The organism is Bradyrhizobium sp. JHI2711, assembly GCF_056156565.1.
Genome location: NZ_JBPZPT010000004.1, coordinates 102800 through 124588, shown reverse-complemented (window position 1 = coordinate 124588; position 21789 = coordinate 102800). Strand labels below are relative to the sequence as shown.

Here is a 21789-nt window from a genome sequence, read left to right as displayed (position 1 = left end):
TTCACGCTGGCCCCCTTCACGCTCGCCCACCTGTCCGATCCGCATCTGGCGCCTTTGCCGAAGCCGCGGCTGATCGAGCTCGCGGGCAAGCGCGCGTTCGGCTATGTCAACTGGACGCGCAACCGCCACAAGTACCAGCGCCGCGAGGTTCTCGACGCGCTCGTCGCCGACATGAAGGCGCAGGCGCCCGACCACATCGCAGTGACGGGCGATCTCGTCAACCTGGCGCTGGAGGCGGAGTTCGCACCGGCGCTGGCCTGGCTCGAAAGCGTCGGCCCGCCCGACCGCGTGACCGCGATCCCCGGCAATCACGACGCCTATGTCAGCGCGACGCGTCATCGCTTCGGCGAGACGTTCCTGCACTACATCGCCGCGGACACACCCGGCGGCGCAGCCTTCCCAGCGGTGCGCCGGCGCGGGCCGCTTGCCCTGATCAGCCTGTCCACGGCGGTGCCGACCCTGCCGCTGATGGCAACCGGCACGCTCGGGCGCGATCAGCTCGCCGCGCTCGCGGAGGTGCTCGAGCGACTCGCCGCGGAAGACGTCTTCCGCGTGCTGCTGGTGCATCATCCGCTGAAATCCAGCGCGCGGGCGAAGCGGATGACGGACGCGCCGGAATTGCTGGGACTGTTGAAGCGCCACGGCGTCGAGCTGGTCCTGCACGGGCACGACCACATTCATTCGACGATGTGGTTCGAGGGTCCAAACGGCAACATTCCCGCGCTCGGCGTGCCGTCGGCCTCCGCGCTGGCGCACGGACGTTATCCGGCGGCGGCGTACAATCTGTTCACCATCGAGAAGGACAATGCCGGCTGGCGCTGCGAGCAGACGGTGCGAAGCCTCGGGGCGGGGTTTCAGGTCGGGCAGATCAAGCATGTGCGGTTGATTTAGCCCCGGCTGTGATTCCGGGGCATGCGAAGCATGAACCCGGAATCCATCGGGCCGCAGCGCGTGCTGATGAATGGATCCCGGGTTCGCGCTGCGCGCGCCCCGGGATGACGAGGAGAGAGCCTCACCAGCTCCGCAAGACCGCAAGCACTGCCACCCCGAACAACGCGGCAGCGCCGAGCACGAAGCCGAACACGAATGGCCACAGGCGCGAGCGGCGCGGCGGCGCGGCGGCCGGGGCTTGCGGTTCGGGCTGGACCACCATCGCACGCTCGCGCTCGACCATGCGGCGCGCGACATAGTCGGTGACGGCCTCGACGATCACGGCGGTGTCGTGCGATTCGGCGAGCACGATGCGGCCGAAGCGGGTGTCCTGGACGAAGCGGTACATCCGCTTGTCGCGGCCCATCACGATATGGGCGACGACGTCGATCCACAGCCGCGGCGTATCGCCCTGGCTGATGCCGCGGTCGAACAGGTCGATCTGATCAGGCACCTGCGCGAACAGGGGATCGAGCGCGTCGTTGAGGATCTCGAGCCGTGCCACCTCGGCGTCGCGCAAATCGACGACGACGCCGGTGCGGTCGGCCGCCTCGATCCGCGCGCGCAGCAGCGCATCGCGCAGCCGCACCGGGCCCGGCTGGCCGGGATGGGTCCCGCTGGTCTCGGGCTCTGACATTGTCGGCCTCGTCCTCGACTTATGCCCATTAACCTATCAGCAACCAAACCCTCCGCAAAGACCTACAATTCCAGAGACTTACGGCGCCCACAGCCGTTTCACCTGTGCCAAAAACAGACGATCCCACCCAGGCAGGGCCTGGATGGGACCATCCGTCCTTGGACGTCTTCTTAAGTCGGGGCGATCAGGCCGAGACCCGCGAGGGCTCTTCCACGATCGAGAAGCGGACGCCGGCCTTGTGACGGCTTTCTTCCGAGACTTCCTTCCAGCACTCTTCGGCTTCCTTGCGGGTCTTGAACGGACCTTTGACCTGGGCCGAGCCTTCCACGAGCTTGTGGAAGTTCATCGAACCGAACTCGCCGCCGATCACCCAGAAATTGCTGCCTTTGGTCATTGTCAGTCTCCTGTTGAGGTGCGTGACCGGCCTGGACTCCAACCTGGCTTCCAGACCGGTCCGATCCGCCGTTAGCCGAACTGGTTCATCGTGTTGTGGACGCCGCCCGCCTTCAGCGCAGCTTCGCCCGCGAAGTACTCCTTGTGGTCGTCGCCGATGTCGGAGCCGGCCATGTTCTGGTGCTTCACGCAGGCGATGCCCTGACGGATCTCGGCGCGCTGGACGTTCTTGACGTAGCCCAGCATGCCCTGCTCGCCGAAATACTCGCGGGCGAGATTGTCCGTCGAGAGCGCGGCCGTGTGATAGGTCGGCAGCGTGATCAGGTGGTGGAAGATGCCGGCGCGCTTGGCCGAATCCGCCTGGAAGGTACGGATGCGCTCGTCGGCTTCCTTCGCCAGCGGCGTGTCGTCGTACTCCGCCTTCATCAGCTCGGCACGGTTGTACTTGCTGACGTCCTGGCCCGCTTCCTTCATCGCGTCGTAGACCTGCCAACGGAAGTTGAGGGTCCAGTTGAACGACGGCGAGTTGTTGTAGGCGAGCTTGGCGTTCGGCACCACCTTGCGGATGCGGTCGACCATGCTGGCGATCTGCTCGATATGCGGCTTCTCGGTCTCGATCCAGAGCAGGTCGGCGCCGTTCTGCAGCGAGGTGATGCAATCGAGCACGCAGCGGTCTGCACCGGTGCCGGGGCGGAACTGGTAGAGGTTGGAGGGCAGCCGCTTCGGACGCATCAGCTTGCCGTTGCGGTTGATGATGACGTCGCCGTTCTTGGCGTTCTCCGCGGTGATTTCCTCGCAATCGAGGAAGCTGTTGTACTGGTCGCCGATGTCGCCGGGCTTGTGGCTAACCGCGATCTGCTGCGTCAGGCCGGCGCCGAGCGAGTCGGTGCGGGTCACGACGATGCCGTCTTCGACGCCGAGCTCGAGGAAGGCGTGGCGGCAGGCACGGATCTTCGCCAGGAAGACGTCATGCGGCACCGTGACCTTGCCGTCCTGATGGCCGCACTGCTTCTCGTCCGAGACCTGGTTCTCGATCTGCAGCGCGCAGGCGCCCGCCTCGATCATCTTCTTGGCGAGCAGATAGGTCGCCTCCGCGTTGCCGAAGCCGGCGTCGATGTCGGCGATGACGGGGACGACGTGGGTCTGGAAGTTGTCGATCTTCTCGATCAGCTCCTTCTCGCGAGTCTTGTCGCCTTCCTTGCGCGCCTTGTCGAGCAGACGGAAGATGTCGTTGAGCTCGCGCGAATCGGCCTGACGCAGGAAGGTGTAGAGCTCCTCGATCAGCGCCGGCACCGCGGTCTTCTCGTGCATGGACTGATCGGGCAGCGGACCGAATTCGGAGCGCAGCGCCGCGATCATCCAGCCGGAGAGATAGAGATAGGTGCGGTCGGTCTTGCCGCCGAAGTGCTTCTTGACCGAGATCAGCTTCTGCTGGGCGATGAAGCCGTGCCAGCAGCCCAGCGACTGGGTGTACTTGGTGGGATCCTTGTCATAGGCGGCCATGTCGGCGCGCACCACGGCCGCGGTGTAGCGGGCGATGTCGAGGCCGGTCTTGAAACGGTTCTGCAGGCGCATGCGCGCGACGGCCTCGGCCGACACGCCGTTCCAGGTCGGCTGGGTCTCGAGGAGCGCCTGAGCCGCCTTGACCTCGTCCTGATACGAGGACGGACCCTGGAGGGTGCTGATACCGCGGGGCTGGTAGTTCATGTGCCTGATCCTTTCGCTGACGATGGCGACACAGCCATCGACATTCTTGACAATGCATTGCGAGATGCGTGTCAGAAGCTAAACGCGAAAAGGAAAAGTTCGTACAGATGGCTTGTTTTTTATTGGTGATGTCATGTAACATCTGAACGTGTAATAGATGTCACTTTGAAAAATTTGTAAATAATAGGTCAACTGCTCTGACCTTGATTGAGTCCGGAGATCTGAGACATGCCCGCCGATTCCGGCAAGAAACTCTTCGTCGGCCCGCGCTTCCGGCGAATCCGGCAGCAATTGGGGCTGTCGCAGACCCAGATCGCCGAGGGGCTCGGGATCTCGCCCAGCTATGTCAACCTGATCGAGCGCAACCAGCGCCCGGTCACGGCGCAGATCCTGCTGCGGCTGGCCGAGACCTATGACCTTGACCTGCGCGATCTCGCCACCGCGGACGAGGACCGCTTCTTCGCCGAGCTGAACGAGATCTTCTCCGATCCCCTGTTCCGGCAGATCGACGTGCCCAAGCAGGAGCTGCGCGACCTCGCCGAGCTCTGCCCCGGCGTCACCCATGCGCTGCAGCGGCTCTACGCGGCCTATACCGAGGCGCGTCAGGGCGAGACCCTGGCCGCAGCGCAGATGGCCGACCGCGACGTCGGCACGCGCTTTGAAGCCAATCCGGTCGAGCGCGTGCGCGAGCTGATCGAGGCCAACCGCAACTATTTTCCGGAGCTGGAGCAGGCGGCGGAAAATCTGCGCGACGAGTTGAACGAGCCCGCCGAAGGGCTGTATGCCGCGCTGATAACGCGCTTGCGCGAGAAGCACTCGATCCAGACCCGCATCATGCCGGTCGACGTGATGCGCGAGACGCTCCGCCGATTCGACCGCCACCGCCGGCAGCTGCTGATCTCGGAGCTGGTCGATCCGCCCGGCCGCGCATTCCAGCTCGCCTTCCAGCTGGGCCTGGCGGAATGCGCGCAGGCGCTGGAGACCATCATCGGCCGGGCCGGCCCGCTGGACGATGCGCCGCGGCGGCTGTTCCGGATCACGCTCGGCAATTACTTCGCGGCCGCCGTGATGATGCCCTACCCGGCGTTCCTCGCGGCCGCCGAAGCGCTGAACTACGACATCCACGTGCTGGCACAGCGCTTCAATTCCGGCTTCGAGCAGGTCTGCCACCGCCTCACCACGCTGCAGCGACCGAATGCGCGCGGCATTCCGTTCTTCCTCTTGCGCGTCGACAATGCCGGCAACGTCTCCAAGCGTTTCTCCTCCGGCACCTTCCCGTTCTCGAAATTCGGCGGCACGTGTCCGCTCTGGAATGTGCATTCGACCTTCGACACGCCGGATCGCCTGCTCAAGCAGGTGATCGAGCTGCCCGACGGCACGCGCTATTTCTCGATCGCGCAGATGGTGCGCCGCCCCGTGGCGCCGCATCCGCTGCCGCAGCCGCGCTTTGCCATCGGCCTCGGCTGCGAGATCCGCCACGCCGCCCGCCTGACCTACGCCACCGGCATGGACCTGGAGAAGGCCGAGGGCACCCCGATCGGCGTCAACTGCCGCCTCTGCGAGCGCGAGAACTGCGCCCAGCGCGCCGAGCCGCCGATCACACGCACGTTGATCCTGGACGAGACGACGCGGCGGGTGTCGAGCTTTGCGTTCTCGAATGCAAGGGAGTTGTGAGGCACACACTCTCTCTTCCGTCATGGCCGGACTTGACCCGGCCATCCACGCGCTTCCGCGTACGCAGAAAGACGTGGATGCCGGGGTCAAGCCCGGGCATGCCGACCAAGTGTGTGGTCGCCGCTCCGGTCATCAATAGCGTGCGCCCTCACGCCAGCGTATGCACAATCACCGGTCCCGCCACGGCGCGGGCGTCGCCGGCGAGCAGCGGGCCGAGATCCTTCTCGATCCAGGCGATGGCGCGCTTGTTCGCTTCCTCGGCCTGCTCGAACTTGTCGAAGATCGAGATCGCGGTGACCGTGTCGTCGCCGCCATAGACGACGTAATAGGCGCGGAAACCGTCGACGTCGCTGATGATGGGAACGGCGCCGTCCTTGATGCGGCGCGTCAGCTCTTCCGCGCTCCCGCTTTTTGCCTTGGCCTGACGGATGGCGGCATACATGGCATCCTCCCCTTCCGGCTATGATGTGAGGGCCTCGAGCCCGGGCGGATGTTACGCCGAAGCGCGCAGCCGATCCACGCTTGGTTAACCCGACCCTAATCCGCCCGCGCGATCTGCAACCAACGGTTAAGCACGCCTCAACATCAGTGCCTTAGTCTCGCCGCACTCACTTTTCGCAAACAAGGGCGACTTAAACTGCTGGGCGAAGTGACATCAGGGGGTTCACCATGCGCATTGCGTTGCTGCTGACCGCGACCATTGTCGGCGCGCTATTCGCCAGTCCAACCATCGCCGGGTCGCTCGATGCCGGCGCGGCGCAGCCGCTGCCGCCGGGCTTCCAGAGCTACCGCGGCTACATGTTCGACATCTCCGAGAACCGCGACCGCAAGGATGTCGACAAGCTCACCGAGAACCTGAAGAGCCAGATCGACGTCGTCGAAGGCGTCGGCCTCTCCCCGCGCGTGCTGCGCTTCTTCCACACTGTTCCGATCGTCGCGAGCGAACTCGCCTGCCTCGACGAAGGCGCCGCCACCGCCTGCTACGGCCGGGTCACGCCGGACATGCAGCGCACCGCGCCCCGGACCCTGACGGTCTGGGACCCCGCCAAGCAGCGCTGGACCAATCCTAATGCCGTCGACCTCGCGGTCGATTCGGGCCTCGGCGTGATCATGCTGCGGCCGGACATGATGCGCTACGAGAAGGAGGCCGTGCTGCTGCACGAGATGCTGCACGCCTTCCACGCGCGGCTGCTGCCGGACGGCTACGCCAACAAGGGCGTGATCACCTACTACGCCCTCGCCAAGTCCAAGGACCTCTTGCCCAAGGAATCCTATGCGATGAAGAATCCCATGGAATTCTTTGCGGTGACCGCCAGCATCTTCCTGGCCGGCAAGAGCGAATTCCACGATCCGAAGTCGCGCGAGGCGCTCAAGGAGAAGATGCCGGACTATTACAAATATCTCGTCGGCGTGTTCGGCTTCGACCCCGAGCCGGCAGCCTCGAACGGCCCGGTCGCCTCGCTGAAATGAGCGGACGGCGCCAAGCCAAGCCAAAGAGCCGCGCGAACAGCGCGGCTTTTTTGTTTCGCAGACCGGAAGCTGCGGATGACGCACAGCCGGGAATTGCCAAGCCGGGGTCCGATCTGCATAGTCCCGCCCGCATCGATACCGTTTTTCGAAGGGGATGAGAGACCATGGCGGAAGCCGACCTGGATGTCGTGATCCGGCAACTGGCCAGACAGCTGCATACGGGCCTGATGACCCGTGCCAAGGAGCGGCGGGATCGCTTCAACAGCTTTGCGGCCAAGGCCAAGGGCAAGGAGACCGGCGAGCGCTTCAAGATGATGGCCAAGGCCACCATGGAGCAGGCGACCGCGGCCGCCAAGCGCCTGCAGATGTCCGCCGATAACGTCGCCGACAGCTACGCGCGGTCGATGCGCCTCGCCGCCAGCACGCCTGTTACGGTGAAAGCGGAGAAGAAGGCAAAGGACGAGAAGCCGGCGAAGAAGGCCGCAAAGAAAGCCAAAGCGAAAAAGAAGACGTAGTCGTTGCACGTTCCTGATCGCCGCCACGGGATTGGCGATCTGGAGGCTCGCCGGCCTGTCTCCCAATTATCTCCGGCTTGATCGGATCGCCGCGTTGCGCGTTTGCGACGCGCTCCCGCGCGGCCGCCGCAATCGGGCCGGCCGCGACCTCAACGATTCCTCCGCCCCAGGCATGGGCTGGTCGAAGAGTCGAGCGACATCCCTCACATGTACTGCCTCACACTTTGGAGAAAGCGCTCTTTCTCGCCAGGCGCGTAACCTTGGGATGCCCCATAATAGGGTTCATTGAACTGATTATAGGGTACCGCCCGGTACTGGACCGGCGGCCTCGGTGGCGCGTAGGTCTGGCGATGATGCCGCCGAGCGTTTCCTCTCGCCGGAGGACCGGCGTAGTAGGGATTGAGGACGCACATCTGGCCGTTTGCCGACGCCCTGCATTGGTCCATCGTCGTGAAGCTGCATCGGTAGTATGGCGTCATTCCGCGAGAAACGACGTTCAAGCAAACGGGATAAGCCGGGTCATATCTTTGGGCCCGAGCCTGCCCCGCTGTCAGAGCGATACTCAGGGTCAGAATCGTCAAAGCCCATTTGCACATTGGAAGCTCCTCCAGGGGCGCACGACATGGATGCACTCTGGACCCTGCCAGTATTGATCCAACTCAATACTAGTTGAATTGGTTCATACGCGCAGCAGACAGCCGCGACAGTCTCGCTTTCCGCATCTCCCACCGGCTCGCCGTTATGCGGCAAGCCACCTGTCCTACAGAAGCATCGTAGGGTGGGCAAAGCGAAGCGTGCCCACGCGTCTGTTGTCGTATTGAGAAGATCGTGGGCACGGCGCGAAGTGCGCCTTTGCCCACCCTACGCTTTCCGGGCTTCGCGGAGAGACTTCCCTCATCTTCGCGGCGCGGCCACCAGTGTCGGCTCGGCGCTGGCGGGTTCCGCGAGCTTGGCGCGCGCGGCCTCTCGCGCGCGACCGTCCTTGCCGGCGGGCAGCGCCAGCGCGGCCTCGAAATCGGCGCGGGCGTCGTCCGTCTGGCCGCGGGCGAGGAACGCAAGGCCGCGGTCGAGACGGGCCTGCGCATCGGAGGGGTCGAGGCGGACCGCCGTGCTGTAGCTCAGGATGGCGCGGTCGAGATCGCCCATTGCGGCGAGCGCGAGACCGCGCTGGTGATAAGGTGCCGCGCGCTTGGGATCGTGCGCGATCGCCTCGTCGTAATCCGCAATGGCAAGCTCGAGGTCGCCATTCTGCCGGCGCGCCAGCGCCCGGTCGCGATAGAGCGAAGCGCGGTTGGGATTGAGGTGAATGGCCTCGTCGAAATCGGCGATCGCCCGCTTGAAGTCGCCGTGACGCAGCGCGATCCGTCCACGTCCCGCATAGGCGAAGGCGATCAGCGAGCCGCGCAGCGGCGAGAAGCCGATCACGGCCGAGCAGATGTCGGGATCATCCTCGTCGCCGCAATTGACGACCATGTGCGTGGACAAGCCGACGAGCACGCAAAGGACGATCAGCAATGGTACGGCAATTCTGGTCATCTTCGACGGTGGCCGGCAGCGCGCCAGCCACCCATCCCCTTTCGAAGGAATGGTCACGCCGAGGAGTTAACACTGGTCGGGGACCCCCCTGTGTGCGCCAGATCACAAAGCCAGACGCAATCCTTGCCGGCTCCGTCAGCCCCAGGGACTACGACGTGAGGAGGAGCGGCCCCACGGCCCGCGCGGTGGATAGTTCTCGTTGGCGCCGACCGACGGCGCCGCGCGCGCGCCGAGCTCGGCCGCCAGTTGCTGGAGCGCGGCGACGCGGTTCTGCGTCGAGGGGTGGGTGGCGAACAGATTGTCCACCCCGTGGCCCGACAGCGGATTGATGATGAACATGTGCGCGGTCGCAGGGTTTCGCTCGGCCTCGTAGTTCGGGACCTGGTGCGCGGCGCCCTCGATCTTGACCAGCGCAGAGGCCAGCCACATCGGCTGTCCCACGATGCGCGCACCGAGATTGTCGGCGGCATATTCGCGGGTCCGGCTGATCGCCATCTGCACCAGCATGGCACCGAGCGGAGCGAGGATCATCAAGAGGATCGAGCCGACGATGCCCGGACCGTTGTTGTTGTCGCGATTGCCACCGAAGAACATGCCGAACTGCGCCAGCATCGAGATCGCGCCGGCGATGGTCGCGGTGATCGTCATCAGCAGCGTGTCGTGATGCTTGATATGCGCGAGCTCGTGCGCAATCACGCCGGCGAGCTCCTCGCGGCTGAGCTGGTTCATCAGACCGGTGGTGACGGCGACCGCGGCGTTTTCCGGATTGCGGCCGGTGGCGAACGCGTTGGGCTGGATCTCATCCATCACGAACACGCGCGGCATCGGCAGGCCGGCACGGCCCGCAAGCTCGGCGACGAGGCCGACCAGCTCCGGCGCGGTCGAACGATCGACCTCATGGGCGCCGTACATCGACAGCACCATGCGGTCGGAGTTCCAGTAGGTGAAGAGGTTGGTTGCGGCGGCAATGACGAGCGCGATCATGGCGCCCGAGGCGCCTCCGATCAGATAGCCGACGCCCATGAACAGGGCGGTCAGGCCAGCGAGCAGCATTGCGGTACGAAAATAGTTCATGGCCGTCTCCTGGGGCGGCCGCGGGCGAACCTCTGGCCGGCACCTTCGAAGTATGAATGCAGCCGCCGGCTGCAAGGTTCGTGCGTCGTGGAGCCGCAGACGCCAGCGGCGCCAGCCAGCCTTTCCGCCGCCACTAAAGCTTGACCGGGATTTGCGCAAAAACACACGCAGAGGCTTAGCAACCTGGAAAGCGCAATTTCCGCATAACTCGCGGTAACCGGGCACGCGGCATTGGCCTTGTGCATTGACCGGGTTCCCGTTGGCCTCCCGTCAGCAAGGTGACCGCCATGGTAGACCGCTCGAGCGCCGCCTCCGTCGCCCCCTCATCCGCCCCCTCCCCTCACGACGCCAGAACTGATGCGAAGGGTTTGCAGGACTCCCTGCACGAGCACCTCTTCACCAATGACGAGTCCGACCATGCTTCCACGACGCAGAGCGGGCAAGAATCGGGGCGCCGCTGGCCGTATCTGCGGCGCGGAGCCAAGGTCGCGATCGGGCTCGCCATCGTCGCCGTGTTCGGCTGGCTGCCGCTGCGCGCGATCTGGGAAAATTCGAGCGTCGAAGCCGTGCTAAATTCCCGCCTCGTCACCTTGCGCACTCCGATCGGTGGCCGCGTCGCAGCCGCCCAGCGCGTCACTGACCAGGCCAAGCTCGAAGCCGGGACCGTCGTCCTGCGCGTCTTCAACTCGCGCGGCGATCGCACCCGGCTCGACGATCTCCGGCGGCAGAAATCGCGCCTGGAGAATGAACGGCCGAGCCTTGCGGCGAAGCTCGCTTCGGCGCAGGCGGCACAAAAGGATCTGGCGCGGCAGGCCGCGCTATTTCGCGACGGACGCGTGCTCCAGCTCGAGGCCCGCATCGCGGAGATCCAGACCTCGATCGAGGCTGCGGCGGCGCGGCGGGACGAGGCCAGTGCCGCCGTCGAGCGCGCCTCCTCGCTGGCAAAATCGGGCAATGTCTCGACTGTCGAACTGGCACGTCTGACGCGCGAGCTCTCGGTGTCGCAACAGACCGAGCTCGGTGCGCGCAAGCGGCTGGACGCGGCCAAGGTCGAGCTCGCCGCGGCGCGGAACGGATCCTTCCTCGGCGACAGCTACAACGACCGGCCGAGCTCGGTTCAGCGCGAGGAGGAGATGCGCCAGCGTGCCGGCGACCTCGAGGCCGATCTCGCGCGCACCGACACGGAGATCGCCTGGCTCGCCAACGAGATCATCGTCGAGGAGGTCCGGTTCGCGGATCTCACCGAAGCCAACATTACGACACCCGTCGCAGGCCGCGTCTGGGAAATGATGACATCTCCGGGCGAGGACGTGCAGGCAGGCCAGCCGTTGCTCAAAGTGCTCGATTGCAGCGGCGCCGTGATCACCGCCAATGTCACCGAGAACGTCTACAACCGCCTGCAGCTCGGCGACCACGCGACGTTCGAGCCCAATGACGGCGGCGAGCCGATCTCCGGCACCGTGGTCAACCTGACCGGCGCTGCCGGCGCGCCGGCCAATCTCGCCATCAATCCGGATGCGCTGAGCAAGGAGCCCTATCGTGTGACCGTGGCCTCGCGCGATGCCGCAGCTCGCGCCTGCACGGTCGGCCGCACCGGCCGCGTGGTGTTTGCACGGCACGAGACCGCACCGTGACGGCGGCGCTGACGCCCGGCCTGATCGCGCTCGGCGCCTTCATGGCGATCGTACCGCTGCTGAGGCGCGACAGCACGATGGCACGCTCGTTCCTGGCCATTGTCTCGGTGACCTTGCTGCTGCGCTATCTCTATTGGCGGATCATGTCGACGCTTCCGCCGCCGCGCCTGACCGTCGATGCCGTGATCGGCTACCCCTTCATGCTGCTGGAGGCGGCCTCGCTCGTCGCGGTCGCGTTGTCGCTGCTGTTCCTGAGCCGGACGCGCGACCGCACCGGCGCGGCGAAGGTCGACGGCCGCACCACCGATCCGGGCGCGCCGCTGATCGACGTCTTCATCTGCACCTACAACGAGGAACGAGGGATCCTCGAGCGCACGATCATCGGCGCGACGGGCATGGACTACGGCAATTACCGCGTCTGGGTGCTCGACGACGGAAGGCGGCCCTGGCTGCGGCGGCTGTCCGGCGAGCTCGGCTGCCACTATCTGACTCGACCCGACAACCAGCACGCCAAAGCAGGCAACATCAATCACGCACTGAGACATGTCGGGGCGCTGCCGGAGCGGCCGCAGTTCGTCGCCATTCTCGATGCAGACTTCGTGCCGCGGCCCGATTTCCTTGCGCGCACCGTCTCGCTCATGGACGATGCGTCGGTCGGCGTAGTCCAGACACCGCAGCACTTCATCAATCCCGACCCGATCCAGACCAACCTCGCCGCGACCGACGTCTGGCCCGACGAGCAGCGCTTCTTCTTCGACATCCTGCTGCCGGCCAAGGACGCCTGGGGCGTCGCGTTCTGCTGTGGCACCTCCTCCCTCATCCGCTATTCCGGACTGATGCGGATCGGCGGCTTTCCGACCGATTCGGTGACGGAAGACTATCTCGTCACGCTGCGCCTCAAGGAACGCGGACTCAATACGATCTATCTCAACGAGCGCCTGACGATCGGGCTCGCGCCGGAAGGGCTGAAGGAATACATCACCCAGCGCGCCCGCTGGTGCCTCGGCTTGATGCAGATCGTGCGCGGCCGCAGCGGACCGCTCTCGCGGGACTCGAAGCTGCCCTTCATCGACCGCCTCTCGCTGGCCGACGCCTTCATGAGCTGGTCCGCGGTCTACACCTCGAAAGTGGCGGGCCTTGTGGTGCCCTGGCTGTTCCTGCTGTTCGGCATCCAGGCGGTGCGGGCTGATCTGAGCGAGCTGTTGCGGGTCTTTCTGCCCTTCTATGTCTGGAACGGCCTCAGCATGGCCTGGCTTTCGCGCGGCCGCTCGCTCGCAATGATGACGGATGTCTCCCAACTGATTGCCGCGCCTGCCGTGCTCAAGGCGGTGGCGACCGGCCTGTTGAAGCCGAACGGACACAAGTTCAAGGTCACCGCGAAAGGCGGCGACCGCGACCGACGCTTCGTCGAATGGCCGCTGCTGCGCATCTACGGCTGCGCACTTTTCATCACGCTCGCATCGATCGCCTATGCCTTTATCCTGCAGCAGCGCGGCGAGAACATCGCCTATGGCGGACTGGCGCTGGCCTGGAGCTTCTACAACGCGTTCATCCTCACCGTGGTCTGCTTCGTCTGCATCGAGCAGCCGCGCAAGCGCAAGGCGGAGCGCTTCAATCGCAATGAGCCGGTGCTGCTGCGCCAGGACGGCAGGTCGCATCTGGCTCGGCTCGCCGATATCTCCATCACCGGTGCGCGGCTAATCGATCCCGATCCGCCGGCGCCTGGGAGCACCATCGAGTGCCAAATCTACGGCCGCTCGATCGCGGCCATCGTGGTGCGGCGGACCATTGATGGATTTGCCGTGCGGTTCGCGGAAGGCATGGACACGCGCGTGCATGCAATCAGGGCGTTCTATGCCGGCGAATATGTTCGGGCCTATCGGGGCGTCAGGGCGCTCCCGGTCGGTAAGGCGCTGCTGATGCGGCTGTTCGGCTAGCGCCACGCACTGTTAGCGGCAAGGTCGGCTTCCTCGCCGCTAGGGGGCGGGATGCACCTCTCTCGAGCTATCCGACTCGACGCCTGTGGCCACTCGAGCGCTCTGGATATCGATCATCAATTGCTTCGCCATCTCCTGCAGGCGGTCACGATCCCGGTCGGTGAACTCACGCGGCTGAGTATCGATGACACAAAGGCAGCCTACAACATGACCGGATGAAGTCCGGAGCGGGACCCCCGCGTAGAAGCGAATGCCTCGCTCCAGCACATGCGGATCGTCGGCGAAGCGCGGGTCTTCGGTCACATCCTCCGAAACCAGCATATCGCCTGCAGCGATCACATGCGCGTCGAGGGAGCCCTCGTGATTGCTCGGCAGACCTGCTTGAACTTCTTGGGCGCGGGCTTCAGCGGCGGTTAGCTGAATATGATCGACCAATGTCACCAGCGCGATCGGAACGTTGAACGCTTGCGCGACCTTTCTGGACGCCTCATCCAGGTCCTGGCGTTTCGAGGCGTCCAAGCCAAGTCCGCGCAGCGCGGCGAGCTGCGCACGTTCGGCGTCGGCCGTGAGCTGGGGCGTATCGCCGAGAGCTGCCGCGCGACCGACCCATGCTTCAACCTGCTCGACGCATGCTTGGAGAGAGGCGAATGCCGCGTCGGCCGCCATCTGGGTCTTGAGCTCTCCCGTCTGTTCCGTTCCGGCGATCAAATTCCAGCAGCAGGCGGCAAGCTTCACCTGTGGAGCCCGACGGCGCAGGCGACGAAAGACATAGCGGGCGTAGACCTGCGGCTGCGGGTGAAAGTAGGACAGACACACCACGTCGACCCCCTGGAGATCGAGTTGCTCCAATGCTCCCCGACTGACCGCGATCGGCGGCAAGACCTTGGCGCCGATGGTGCGCTCCTCGAGCACCTGCGCGAGCATCTCCGCCGCTGCATGATCGAGCTCCGTGCGTCCAGCGAGACAGAGGACGCATGGTCGCTGCGCGGTGTGATTTCCCTCGTCCACTGCATTCGCCTTTTCGCGGATGTGGTCATCAACCTCCCGGACAACCGAGATAGCCGTATCCGCAACGAGACGCCGGTAATTGGTGTCGATGCTGCTGCGCTGACGATCATTCTCCGCCAGGCGCAGCGCCGGAATTCCGACGTTGTCGTACAGCTCGCGCGAGGAACACTCGTCGACATAGTTCTCGGCGAACTCAACCGCCTCCTCCAGATTGCCGGCCAATAGGCGCTGGTAGAGTTGCTCCTCCGGCGCGAGCACAGGGTCGCTGCCGAGCAGAACGCCCAAGAACTCCAACTGCGGGACGTAGCGCCCCATGACGACAAGGCAGACGGTCAAAGGTGTCGCCAGAAACAGCCCGACGGGTCCCCACAGCATCGTCCAGAAGATCGCGGCGATGATAATTGCGAGGGACGACAGCCCGGTGCTGGATCCGTAAAGCCAAGGCTCGACAACATTGTTGCTGACGAGTTCAGCCGTAACGAACAAACCGACGACCCAGAACAGCATCGTCCAGCCGGGATCGACGGCGATGGCCAGGGCAACGGGAAATATAGCAGCCAGGAAAGGACCGAGGTAGGGAATGAATCGAAGTACCGCTGCGAGCAAGCCCCAAAGAATCGCGTTCGGCACGCCAACAAAGTAGAGTGCAACACCGATCGGCACGCCGTAAGTCAGATTGACAACAAGCTGCATCAGCAGATAGCGGCTGACCCGCGAGGCAGCATCGTTGATGGCCTGAGTACTCTTCTGAAGGTCACCGGCTCCGGCTAACTTGATGAATCGGTCGCGCAGGTCTTCGCGCTCGAGCAGCACGAAGATCACGAAAATGACGACCAGCCCGGAAGTCGCAAGCGGCGCCAGCAATGGACCTATGACCGATCGAATGAGCTCCAGCGGTCTCGGCTGTGGCGGCTCCACCCGCACGGTGACAGGCTCCCGACTCTCACTGCCGGTGCCAAGCCGGGAGGATGCAGCCGCCGACTTTTTCTCATCTCCCGAGATCTCTCTGCCGAGATCCTGCATCGTCGTGGTAACGGCGTCGACGACCCCGCCGCCCGGCGCAGAGCTTTGCAACGAGCGGATCTTCTCGGTGATGGTGGTCTGATAATTGGGAAGGTTGCTGGCGAGTTGGACCAGTTGGCGCCCAACGACCAAGGCGACCCCTGCGACGACGATGAAGGCAATGGAAACGGCAATTAGCACCGCTGCAATGCGGGGCACTTTCCAACGTCTCAGCCAATTGACCAAGGGCGTGAGAACGAAGCTCAGCAGGATGGCAAGGGCAAAGGGAACGAAGATTTCCCGGCCGAGATACAGGGCTCCGATGGCTAGGACGATGCCGCCGGCCGTGAGCATGGGCGAGGTTGCGGCTCGCACGGCCGGTGTTCGTTGCGTCGACGCCGGAGGCAACTCGGCCACAGAACGAGCCTTTCCGTAACGGGTTCGACAGGTCAACCCCGATTCGGCGGGATTGATCCAACCGAGCCGATCGCTTGATTCCTGAATACATGCCCCTGCGCACCAAGGCGGGCGACCTATCGTACTCCAGATCAGGTGCAGGGTGGGGATGGCCTGGGGCGGCCGCTTCCCCTAAACTTCGGCCGAATCCACGCCTGCCCTTCCCCGCCGGAACCCCCATGGTCCAGACCCGATTTCCGATCGCGGCCCTCGCGCTTATCGCATGCACGGCCACGGCATCCGCCCAAATGCTTCCGCCTCCTGCCAAGCCCGCAGTGCCGAAGGCCGCCTCGCCGCGCGGGGCCTCGTGCCACAATGGCGCGAGCTTCGATCGCTTCCTGACCGAGGTGAAGCAACAGGCGGTGGCCGCCGGCGTGTCGCAGCGCACGATCGCGGAGGCCTCGCCCTATCTCGTCTACGACCAGGGCATCGTCAACCGCGACCGCGGCCAGCGCGTGTTCGGCCAGCTCTTCACCGAATTCGCCGGCCGCATGGCCGCGGCCTATCGCATGCAGAACGGGCAGCAGCACATCAAGCAATACGCCGCGGCGTTTGCGCGCGCGGAAAAGGAATACGGCGTGCCGCCCGCGGTGATCGCCGCGTTTTGGGGCCTTGAGAGCGATTTCGGCGCCAACATGGGCAATTTGCCGACGCTGAAATCGCTGGTGTCGCTCGCCTATGATTGCCGCCGTTCGGAGATGTTCGTGAACGAGACCATCGCGGCGCTGAAGATCATCGACCGCGGCGATCTGCATCCCGACGAGATGATCGGCTCCTGGGCCGGCGAGCTCGGCCAGACCCAATTCCTGCCCGTGCACTACGTCAACTACGCGGTCGACTTTGACGGCGACGGACGGCGCGACCTGTTGCGCTCGCCGGCCGACGTGATCGGCTCGACCGCGAACTACATCGCAAACGGATTGAAGTGGCGGCGCGGCGAGCCGTGGCTCGAGGAGATCAAGGTGCCGCCGAACCTGCCGTGGGAAAAGACCGATCTCACCGTGCGCGAGCCGCGCTCGACATGGGCGCAACTCGGCGTCACCTATCCCGACGGCCGGCCCTTGCCGAACGACAATCTCGCAGCCTCCGTGCTGCTGCCGATGGGACGCTTCGGGCCGGCCTTCATGGCCTATCCGAATTTCGCGGCCTACACCGAGTGGAACAACTCGCTGATCTACGCGACCACCGCGGGCTATCTCGCCTCGCGCATCGCCGGGGCCGCGCCAATGCGCAAGCCGGCTGCGCCGGTCGCGCAGCTGCCGTTCAACGAGCTCAAGGAATTGCAGCAGCTGCTGGTGCGCGCCGGCTTCAACGTCGGCAAGGTCGACGGTGTGCTGGGGCAGCAGAGCCGCGCCGCGGTGAAGGCGACGCAGATCAAGTACGGCCTGCCGGCGGATTCCTGGCCGACCGCCGAGCTGCTTGCGCGCATGCGCGGCGGCACGGCGCAGGTCCTGCCCCAGACGACGGTGCGGTAGAATTTTCGCATCGCACAAATGGCTTTCCGCGATTGCAATTTTCCATGAGGCTCCCATGTGAGTGGCTCAGGTTTCCTCCTGAGATTTCCCACCCTTTGAAGCGAGCATCACATGTCCTTCTACGACGCCGTCGTCCCCGCCTATTTGCAGATGCTGAACAGCGTGACCGGGCTGCTCACCAAAGCTGAGGCGCATTGCGCGGCCAGGAAGATCGATCCCAGCGTTCTGCTTGGCTCGCGCCTCTTCCCGGACATGCTGCCGCTGTCGCGGCAGATACAGCTGGTCAGCGACTATCCGACCAGAGGCTGTGCGCGGCTGACGCATAGCGAGGTCCCCTCGACGCCCGACACCGAAACGAGCTTTGCGGAGTTGAAGCAGCGGCTGGCGAAAACGATCGACTATGTCAAATCCTTCAAGCCCGAGCAGTTTGAGGGCGCCGACGCCAAGGACGTCACCTTTCCGATCGGCCCCGGCAAGACCATCACCATGACGGGACAGCAATTCCTGAGCTCGTTCTCGCTGCCGAACCTCTATTTCCACGCCGCGATCGCCCACGGCATCTTGCGTCACAACGGCGTCGAGATCGGCAAGCGCGATTTCCTCGGCGCGAACTGATTTGTGAAATCGCACGGCCGCGACAGTGGGATTTCGCTGTCGCAGCCGACATTGCACATGAACTATGCTACGCGCGCCCTGCCGCGTAGCTCGCCTGCACTTTCCGTATGGCTCATCCCTTGCGCCCGATGCCGCGATGCACAATTGTTCGAGACCTCTCATCGCCTGGAAGCATTCCCATGAGCCGTTCGACCAAATTGTTTGAGACCTACAAGCTCGGCCCCATCACGCTGGCCAACCGTCTGGTCATGGCGCCGCTGACGCGCAACCGCGCCGTACCCGGCACCTTCGTGCCCGGTCCGCTCGCCGCCGATTATTACGCCCAGCGTGCATCCGCGGGCCTGCTGATCACCGAGGCGAGCCAGGTCTCGCAACAAGGTCAGGGCTACCAGGACACGCCCGGCATCTATAGCAAGGAGCAGGTCGCCGGCTGGCGCAAGGTCACCGACAAGGTGCATGAACGCGGCGGCAAGATCTTCATCCAGCTCTGGCATGTCGGCCGCATCTCGCATGTCGATCTGCAGGCGAATGGCGCAGCCCCGGTGGCACCGAGCGCGATCCGAGCCAAGGGCAAGACCTTCGTCAACGGCGGCTTCGCCGACGTCTCCGAGCCGCGCGCGCTCGAGCTCTCCGAGATTCCCGGGATCATCGACGACTTCAAGCGCGCCACGAAGAACGCGCTGGAAGCCGGCTTCGACGGCGTCGAAATCCACGGCGCCAACGGCTATCTGCTCGAGCAGTTCGCCAAGGACGGCGCCAACAAGCGCACTGATGCCTATGGCGGCTCGATCGAGAACCGCGCGAAGCTGATGCTGGAGGTCTCCAAGGCCGTCGTCGCCGAGGCCGGCGCCGGGCGCACCGGCATCCGCATCTCGCCGGTGACGCCGGCCAACGACATCTCGGATTCCAACCCGCAGGCCCTGTACGATCACATCGTCGACGGCCTCAGCGCGTTGAAGCTGGTCTATCTCCACGTGGTCGAGGGCGCCACCGGCGGGCCGCGCGACATCGCGCCGTTCGACTATGCATCGTTGCGCAACCGCTTCTCGGGCGCCTACGTCGCCAACAACGGCTACGATTTCGAGTTGGCCAGCAAGGTGCTGGACGCGAACGCCGCCGACCTCATCGCCTTCGGCAAGCCGTTCATCTCCAACCCCGACCTGGTCGAGCGGCTGAAGCAGGGAGCGGCGCTGAACGACTGGGACAAGAACACGTTCTACGGTGGTGGTGCGAAGGGCTACACGGATTACCCGACGCTGGCGGCCGAGCCGGCGGAGTAGGTTCTTCTCCACACATGACGCTGTCATGCCCCGCGAAGGCGGGGCATCCAGTACGCCGCGGCTTCTCGGTTCAACCACGACCGTCTCTGGAATACTGGATTGCCCGCCCCTGTGCGCAATTGCGCACTAGGCGGGCAATGACACCGAGGGTGTGAAAAACCCTCGCACCACAACGACAAAACAAAAAGGCCGGGATCGCTCCCGGCCTTTCGTGTTTGATATCGCTCTAAGCGCCGCTTACTTCACTTCCGCGCGCTTGGGCGGAGTGGCGGGCCACGACTTGATCAGGGTGTCGTAGTCCACCGTCTCGCCCTTCGGCTTCTCGTTGGCGAGCTTGCGCTGCGGCGCGATGGTGCCGTCCTTCTGGGCCTTGGCGAACCAGTACTCGGCCGACTCCTTCTTGTGCAGCTTCGGACCGCAGGCGCCCTGCACGCCGGACTTCTCCAGACGCTCCAGCACGGAGTCCTGGGCCGCCGCGAGAGCATCCATCGCCTGCTGCGGCGTCTTCGCACCGGACGACGCATCGCCGATGTTCTGCCACCACAGCTGCGCGAGCTTCGGATAGTCGGGCACGTTGTTGCCGGTCGGGGTCCACTGCACGCGCGCGGGCGAGCGGTAGAACTCGATCAGGCCGCCGAGCTTCGGCGCACGCTCGGTGAACGACTTGTCCCAGATGTCGGATTCACGGATGAAGGTGAGACCGACATGGCTCTTCTTCAAGCTCACCGACTTGGAGACGATGAACTGGAGATAGAGCCAGGCTGCCTTGCGGCGATCCGGCGGAGTCGACTTCAGCAACGTGGCGGAGCCAGCGTCCTGGTAGCCGAGCTTCATGCCTTCCTTCCAGTAGGAGCCGTGCGGCGACGGAGCCATACGCCACTTCGGCGTACCGTCCGCATTCACCACCGGCAGACCCGGCTTCACCATGTCGGCCGTGAAGGCGGTGTACCAGAACATCTGCTGAGCGATGTTACCCTGCGACGGCACGGGGCCGGACTCGGAGAAGGTCATGCCCTGCGCCTGCGGCGGGGCATACTTCTTCATCCAGTCGAGATACTTCGTGATCGAGTAGACTGCGGCCGGACCATTGGTGTCGCCGCCACGCTCCACCGAAGAGCCGACCGGGCGGCAGCCCTCCATGCGGATGCCCCATTCGTCGACCGGCAGACCGTTCGGAATGCCCTTGTCACCATTGCCGGCCATCGACAGCCAGGCGTCGGTGAAGCGCCATCCGAGCGAGGGGTCCTTCTTGCCATAGTCCATATGGCCGTAGACCTTGACGCCGTTGATCTCCTTGATGTCATTGGTGAAGAACTCGGCGATGTCCTCATAGGCGGACCAGTTCACGGGCACGCCGAGCTCGTAGCCATACTTGGCCTTGAACTTGGCCTTGTAGTCGGCATTGGTGAACCAGTCGTAGCGGAACCAGTAGAGGTTCGCGAACTGCTGGTCGGGCAGCTGGTAGAGCTTGCCGTCCGGCCCGGTGCCGAACGACTTGCCGATGAAGTCGTTGACGTCGAGCATGGGGTTGGTGACGTCCTTGCCTTCACCGGTCATGTAGTCCGACAGCGCAATGGTCTGGCCGTAGCGGAAATGCGTGCCGATCAGGTCGGAGTCGTTGATCCAGCCGTCATAGACGTTCTTGCCCGACTGCATCTGGGTCTGCAACTTCTCGACGACGTCACCTTCCTGGATGAGATCGTGCTTGAGCTTGATGCCGGTGAGCTCGGAGAATGCCTTGGCGAGCGTCTGCGCCTCGTATTCATGAGTCGTGATCGTCTCGGAGACGACGTTGATCTCCATGCCCTTGAAGGGCTCGGCGGCCTTGGCGAACCACTCCAGCTCCTTCTTCTGGTCTTCCTTCGACAGCGTCGAAGGCGTGAATTCCGCGATCCATTTCTGGATCACGGCCTCGTCGGCGGCGCGAACCGGCGCCGAGACGGCGAACGACACCGCGATGATCGCAGCGGCGCTGGACATGGTCAGAAAACTATTCTTGGTCAATGGACCTTTCCTTCTCCTAAACTGTCGCATGTTGTTCCTCCGTTGCAGCGACAAACTTTTATACAGGCCCGGGTTGGTCCCGGATCTGGCCGTCCCTTCGCAAGCTTCAGACCGTGCGGAAAATGAGCGCGGCCGTGACCAGCGAAATTCCTGATGCGAGCCACAGGCTCGAGATTTCAAACCCCTCCTCGCCGATAGGCAGCGTAGCGATCGCGTCGGTGCCGACGAGGCCGATCCACGCGAGGTGGATGACGGCGGCCACAATCAGCGAGATGAACAGGCGGTCGCCGCGCGTGGTCGGGATGCGCAGCACGCCGACACGCTCGGCCTCGGGATAGACCGCGGCGAGCCAGGTCATCACGAGAAGCGTGCAGGCGAGCGCGGCGAAGAAGATCGCGGTCGGCAGCGTCCAGGCCATCCATGCGATGGATTCCATTGATGC

Annotated in this window: 19 protein-coding genes; 9 read left to right on the top strand and 10 right to left on the bottom strand. The window is 64.4% G+C overall.

The genetic code is table 11. From position 1 onward, the window contains the following. The first annotated feature begins 6 nt into the window (after nt 1-6). Entirely contained in the window at nt 7-891 is an 885-nt protein-coding gene (locus ACTEK7_RS28055) for a metallophosphoesterase family protein (protein ID WP_036013809.1), read from the top strand. Between the two features lie 121 nt (nt 892-1012). On the opposite strand, the gene ACTEK7_RS28050 is transcribed toward ACTEK7_RS28055, so the two are convergent. The 3 genes from ACTEK7_RS28050 to ACTEK7_RS28040 form a co-directional block, all read right to left on the bottom strand. Next, nucleotides 1013-1567, bottom strand: coding sequence for a hypothetical protein (locus ACTEK7_RS28050; protein WP_225147879.1), 555 nt, complete (start codon nt 1565-1567; stop codon nt 1013-1015). A 184-nt stretch (nt 1568-1751) separates the two neighbouring features. Beyond that, nucleotides 1752-1961: a DUF4170 domain-containing protein gene (locus ACTEK7_RS28045; protein ID WP_036013800.1), complete on the bottom strand. Its 210-nt coding sequence runs from the start codon at nt 1959-1961 to the stop codon at nt 1752-1754. Nucleotides 1962-2032: 71 nt separating this feature from the next. Beyond that, nucleotides 2033-3667, bottom strand: coding sequence for an isocitrate lyase (locus tag ACTEK7_RS28040; RefSeq protein ID WP_225147880.1), 1635 nt, complete (start codon nt 3665-3667; stop codon nt 2033-2035). Between the two features lie 228 nt (nt 3668-3895). On the opposite strand from ACTEK7_RS28040, the gene ACTEK7_RS28035 reads away from it, so the two are divergent. Continuing rightward, nucleotides 3896-5341 (top strand): helix-turn-helix domain-containing protein, encoded by a 1446-nt coding sequence (locus ACTEK7_RS28035; RefSeq protein ID WP_036013804.1) that lies wholly within the window; start codon nt 3896-3898, stop codon nt 5339-5341. A gap of 148 nt (nt 5342-5489) precedes the next feature. Here ACTEK7_RS28035 and ACTEK7_RS28030 read toward each other — a convergent pair whose 3' ends face one another. Then, nucleotides 5490-5783 (bottom strand): hypothetical protein, encoded by a 294-nt coding sequence (locus tag ACTEK7_RS28030; RefSeq protein WP_036013813.1) that lies wholly within the window; start codon nt 5781-5783, stop codon nt 5490-5492. Between the two features lie 227 nt (nt 5784-6010). On the opposite strand from ACTEK7_RS28030, the gene ACTEK7_RS28025 reads away from it, so the two are divergent. Both ACTEK7_RS28025 and ACTEK7_RS28020 read left to right on the top strand, forming a co-directional pair. Beyond that, nucleotides 6011-6811 (top strand): hypothetical protein, encoded by an 801-nt coding sequence (locus tag ACTEK7_RS28025; protein WP_036024809.1) that lies wholly within the window; start codon nt 6011-6013, stop codon nt 6809-6811. Between the two features lie 164 nt (nt 6812-6975). Then, a complete protein-coding gene (locus tag ACTEK7_RS28020; protein WP_225147881.1) occupies nt 6976-7326 on the top strand; it encodes a hypothetical protein in 351 nt (116 codons plus the stop codon). Nucleotides 7327-7529: 203 nt separating this feature from the next. On the opposite strand, the gene ACTEK7_RS28015 is transcribed toward ACTEK7_RS28020, so the two are convergent. The 3 genes from ACTEK7_RS28015 to htpX form a co-directional block, all read right to left on the bottom strand. Beyond that, nucleotides 7530-7922: a DUF3551 domain-containing protein gene (locus tag ACTEK7_RS28015; protein WP_081493703.1), complete on the bottom strand. Its 393-nt coding sequence runs from the start codon at nt 7920-7922 to the stop codon at nt 7530-7532. A 298-nt stretch (nt 7923-8220) separates the two neighbouring features. Continuing rightward, the gene (locus tag ACTEK7_RS28010; RefSeq protein WP_225147882.1) at nt 8221-8862 is read right to left on the bottom strand and encodes a tetratricopeptide repeat protein; all 642 of its coding nucleotides are present in this window, start codon (nt 8860-8862) and stop codon (nt 8221-8223) included. Nucleotides 8863-8997: 135 nt separating this feature from the next. Next, nucleotides 8998-9936, bottom strand: coding sequence for a zinc metalloprotease HtpX (htpX, locus tag ACTEK7_RS28005; RefSeq protein WP_225138005.1), 939 nt, complete (start codon nt 9934-9936; stop codon nt 8998-9000). A gap of 287 nt (nt 9937-10223) precedes the next feature. On the opposite strand from htpX, the gene ACTEK7_RS28000 reads away from it, so the two are divergent. Together ACTEK7_RS28000 and ACTEK7_RS27995 are read left to right on the top strand one after the other, a co-directional pair. Beyond that, entirely contained in the window at nt 10224-11570 is a 1347-nt protein-coding gene (locus ACTEK7_RS28000; protein WP_036037076.1) for an HlyD family secretion protein, read from the top strand. Next, entirely contained in the window at nt 11567-13507 is a 1941-nt protein-coding gene (locus ACTEK7_RS27995; protein WP_225147883.1) for a glycosyltransferase, read from the top strand. The genes ACTEK7_RS28000 and ACTEK7_RS27995 overlap by 4 nt, the downstream gene beginning before the upstream one ends. Nucleotides 13508-13546: 39 nt before the next feature. On the opposite strand, the gene ACTEK7_RS27990 is transcribed toward ACTEK7_RS27995, so the two are convergent. After that, entirely contained in the window at nt 13547-15871 is a 2325-nt protein-coding gene (locus ACTEK7_RS27990; protein WP_057026251.1) for an AI-2E family transporter, read from the bottom strand. A gap of 281 nt (nt 15872-16152) precedes the next feature. On the opposite strand from ACTEK7_RS27990, the gene ACTEK7_RS27985 reads away from it, so the two are divergent. From ACTEK7_RS27985 to ACTEK7_RS27975, 3 genes are all read left to right on the top strand, one after another. Next, on the top strand, nt 16153-17448 hold the full coding sequence (locus tag ACTEK7_RS27985) for a lytic murein transglycosylase (RefSeq protein ID WP_225138011.1): 1296 nt from the start codon (nt 16153-16155) through the stop codon (nt 17446-17448). A 111-nt stretch (nt 17449-17559) separates the two neighbouring features. Then, a complete protein-coding gene (locus ACTEK7_RS27980) occupies nt 17560-18063 on the top strand; it encodes a DUF1993 domain-containing protein (protein ID WP_036013837.1) in 504 nt (167 codons plus the stop codon). A 179-nt stretch (nt 18064-18242) separates the two neighbouring features. Then, nucleotides 18243-19343: an alkene reductase gene (locus ACTEK7_RS27975; protein ID WP_225147884.1), complete on the top strand. Its 1101-nt coding sequence runs from the start codon at nt 18243-18245 to the stop codon at nt 19341-19343. 237 nt (nt 19344-19580) lie between these two features. Here ACTEK7_RS27975 and ACTEK7_RS27970 read toward each other — a convergent pair whose 3' ends face one another. Further along, on the bottom strand, nt 19581-21323 hold the full coding sequence (locus ACTEK7_RS27970) for an ABC transporter substrate-binding protein (RefSeq protein ID WP_036013842.1): 1743 nt from the start codon (nt 21321-21323) through the stop codon (nt 19581-19583). 130 nt (nt 21324-21453) lie between these two features. After that, nucleotides 21454-21783 carry a DUF2160 domain-containing protein gene (locus tag ACTEK7_RS27965; protein ID WP_225147885.1) on the bottom strand — a complete coding sequence of 110 codons (330 nt, stop codon included), beginning with the start codon at nt 21781-21783 and terminating at the stop codon, nt 21454-21456. Nucleotides 21784-21789: the final 6 nt, after the last annotated feature.

Bases quoted from the DNA above. Each gene is read 5' to 3' on its own strand.
- ACTEK7_RS27975 (WP_225147884.1), top strand. From the start codon at position 18,243: ATGAGCCGTTCGACCAAATTGTTTGAGACCTACAAGCTCGGCCCCATC.
- ACTEK7_RS28040 (WP_225147880.1), bottom strand. From the start codon at position 3,667: ATGAACTACCAGCCCCGCGGTATCAGCACCCTCCAGGGTCCGTCCTCG.
- ACTEK7_RS27985 (WP_225138011.1), top strand. From the start codon at position 16,153: ATGGTCCAGACCCGATTTCCGATCGCGGCCCTCGCGCTTATCGCATGC.
- ACTEK7_RS28025 (WP_036024809.1), top strand. From the start codon at position 6,011: ATGCGCATTGCGTTGCTGCTGACCGCGACCATTGTCGGCGCGCTATTC.
- ACTEK7_RS28000 (WP_036037076.1), top strand. From the start codon at position 10,224: ATGGTAGACCGCTCGAGCGCCGCCTCCGTCGCCCCCTCATCCGCCCCC.
- ACTEK7_RS27980 (WP_036013837.1), top strand. From the start codon at position 17,560: ATGTCCTTCTACGACGCCGTCGTCCCCGCCTATTTGCAGATGCTGAAC.
- ACTEK7_RS28050 (WP_225147879.1), bottom strand. From the start codon at position 1,567: ATGTCAGAGCCCGAGACCAGCGGGACCCATCCCGGCCAGCCGGGCCCG.
- ACTEK7_RS27965 (WP_225147885.1), bottom strand. From the start codon at position 21,783: ATGGAATCCATCGCATGGATGGCCTGGACGCTGCCGACCGCGATCTTC.
- ACTEK7_RS28045 (WP_036013800.1), bottom strand. From the start codon at position 1,961: ATGACCAAAGGCAGCAATTTCTGGGTGATCGGCGGCGAGTTCGGTTCG.
- ACTEK7_RS27990 (WP_057026251.1), bottom strand. From the start codon at position 15,871: ATGCTCACGGCCGGCGGCATCGTCCTAGCCATCGGAGCCCTGTATCTC.
- ACTEK7_RS28020 (WP_225147881.1), top strand. From the start codon at position 6,976: ATGGCGGAAGCCGACCTGGATGTCGTGATCCGGCAACTGGCCAGACAG.
- ACTEK7_RS28035 (WP_036013804.1), top strand. From the start codon at position 3,896: ATGCCCGCCGATTCCGGCAAGAAACTCTTCGTCGGCCCGCGCTTCCGG.
- htpX (WP_225138005.1), bottom strand. From the start codon at position 9,936: ATGAACTATTTTCGTACCGCAATGCTGCTCGCTGGCCTGACCGCCCTG.
- ACTEK7_RS28030 (WP_036013813.1), bottom strand. From the start codon at position 5,783: ATGTATGCCGCCATCCGTCAGGCCAAGGCAAAAAGCGGGAGCGCGGAA.
- ACTEK7_RS28015 (WP_081493703.1), bottom strand. From the start codon at position 7,922: ATGTGCAAATGGGCTTTGACGATTCTGACCCTGAGTATCGCTCTGACA.
- ACTEK7_RS27970 (WP_036013842.1), bottom strand. From the start codon at position 21,323: ATGTCCAGCGCCGCTGCGATCATCGCGGTGTCGTTCGCCGTCTCGGCG.
- ACTEK7_RS28010 (WP_225147882.1), bottom strand. From the start codon at position 8,862: ATGACCAGAATTGCCGTACCATTGCTGATCGTCCTTTGCGTGCTCGTC.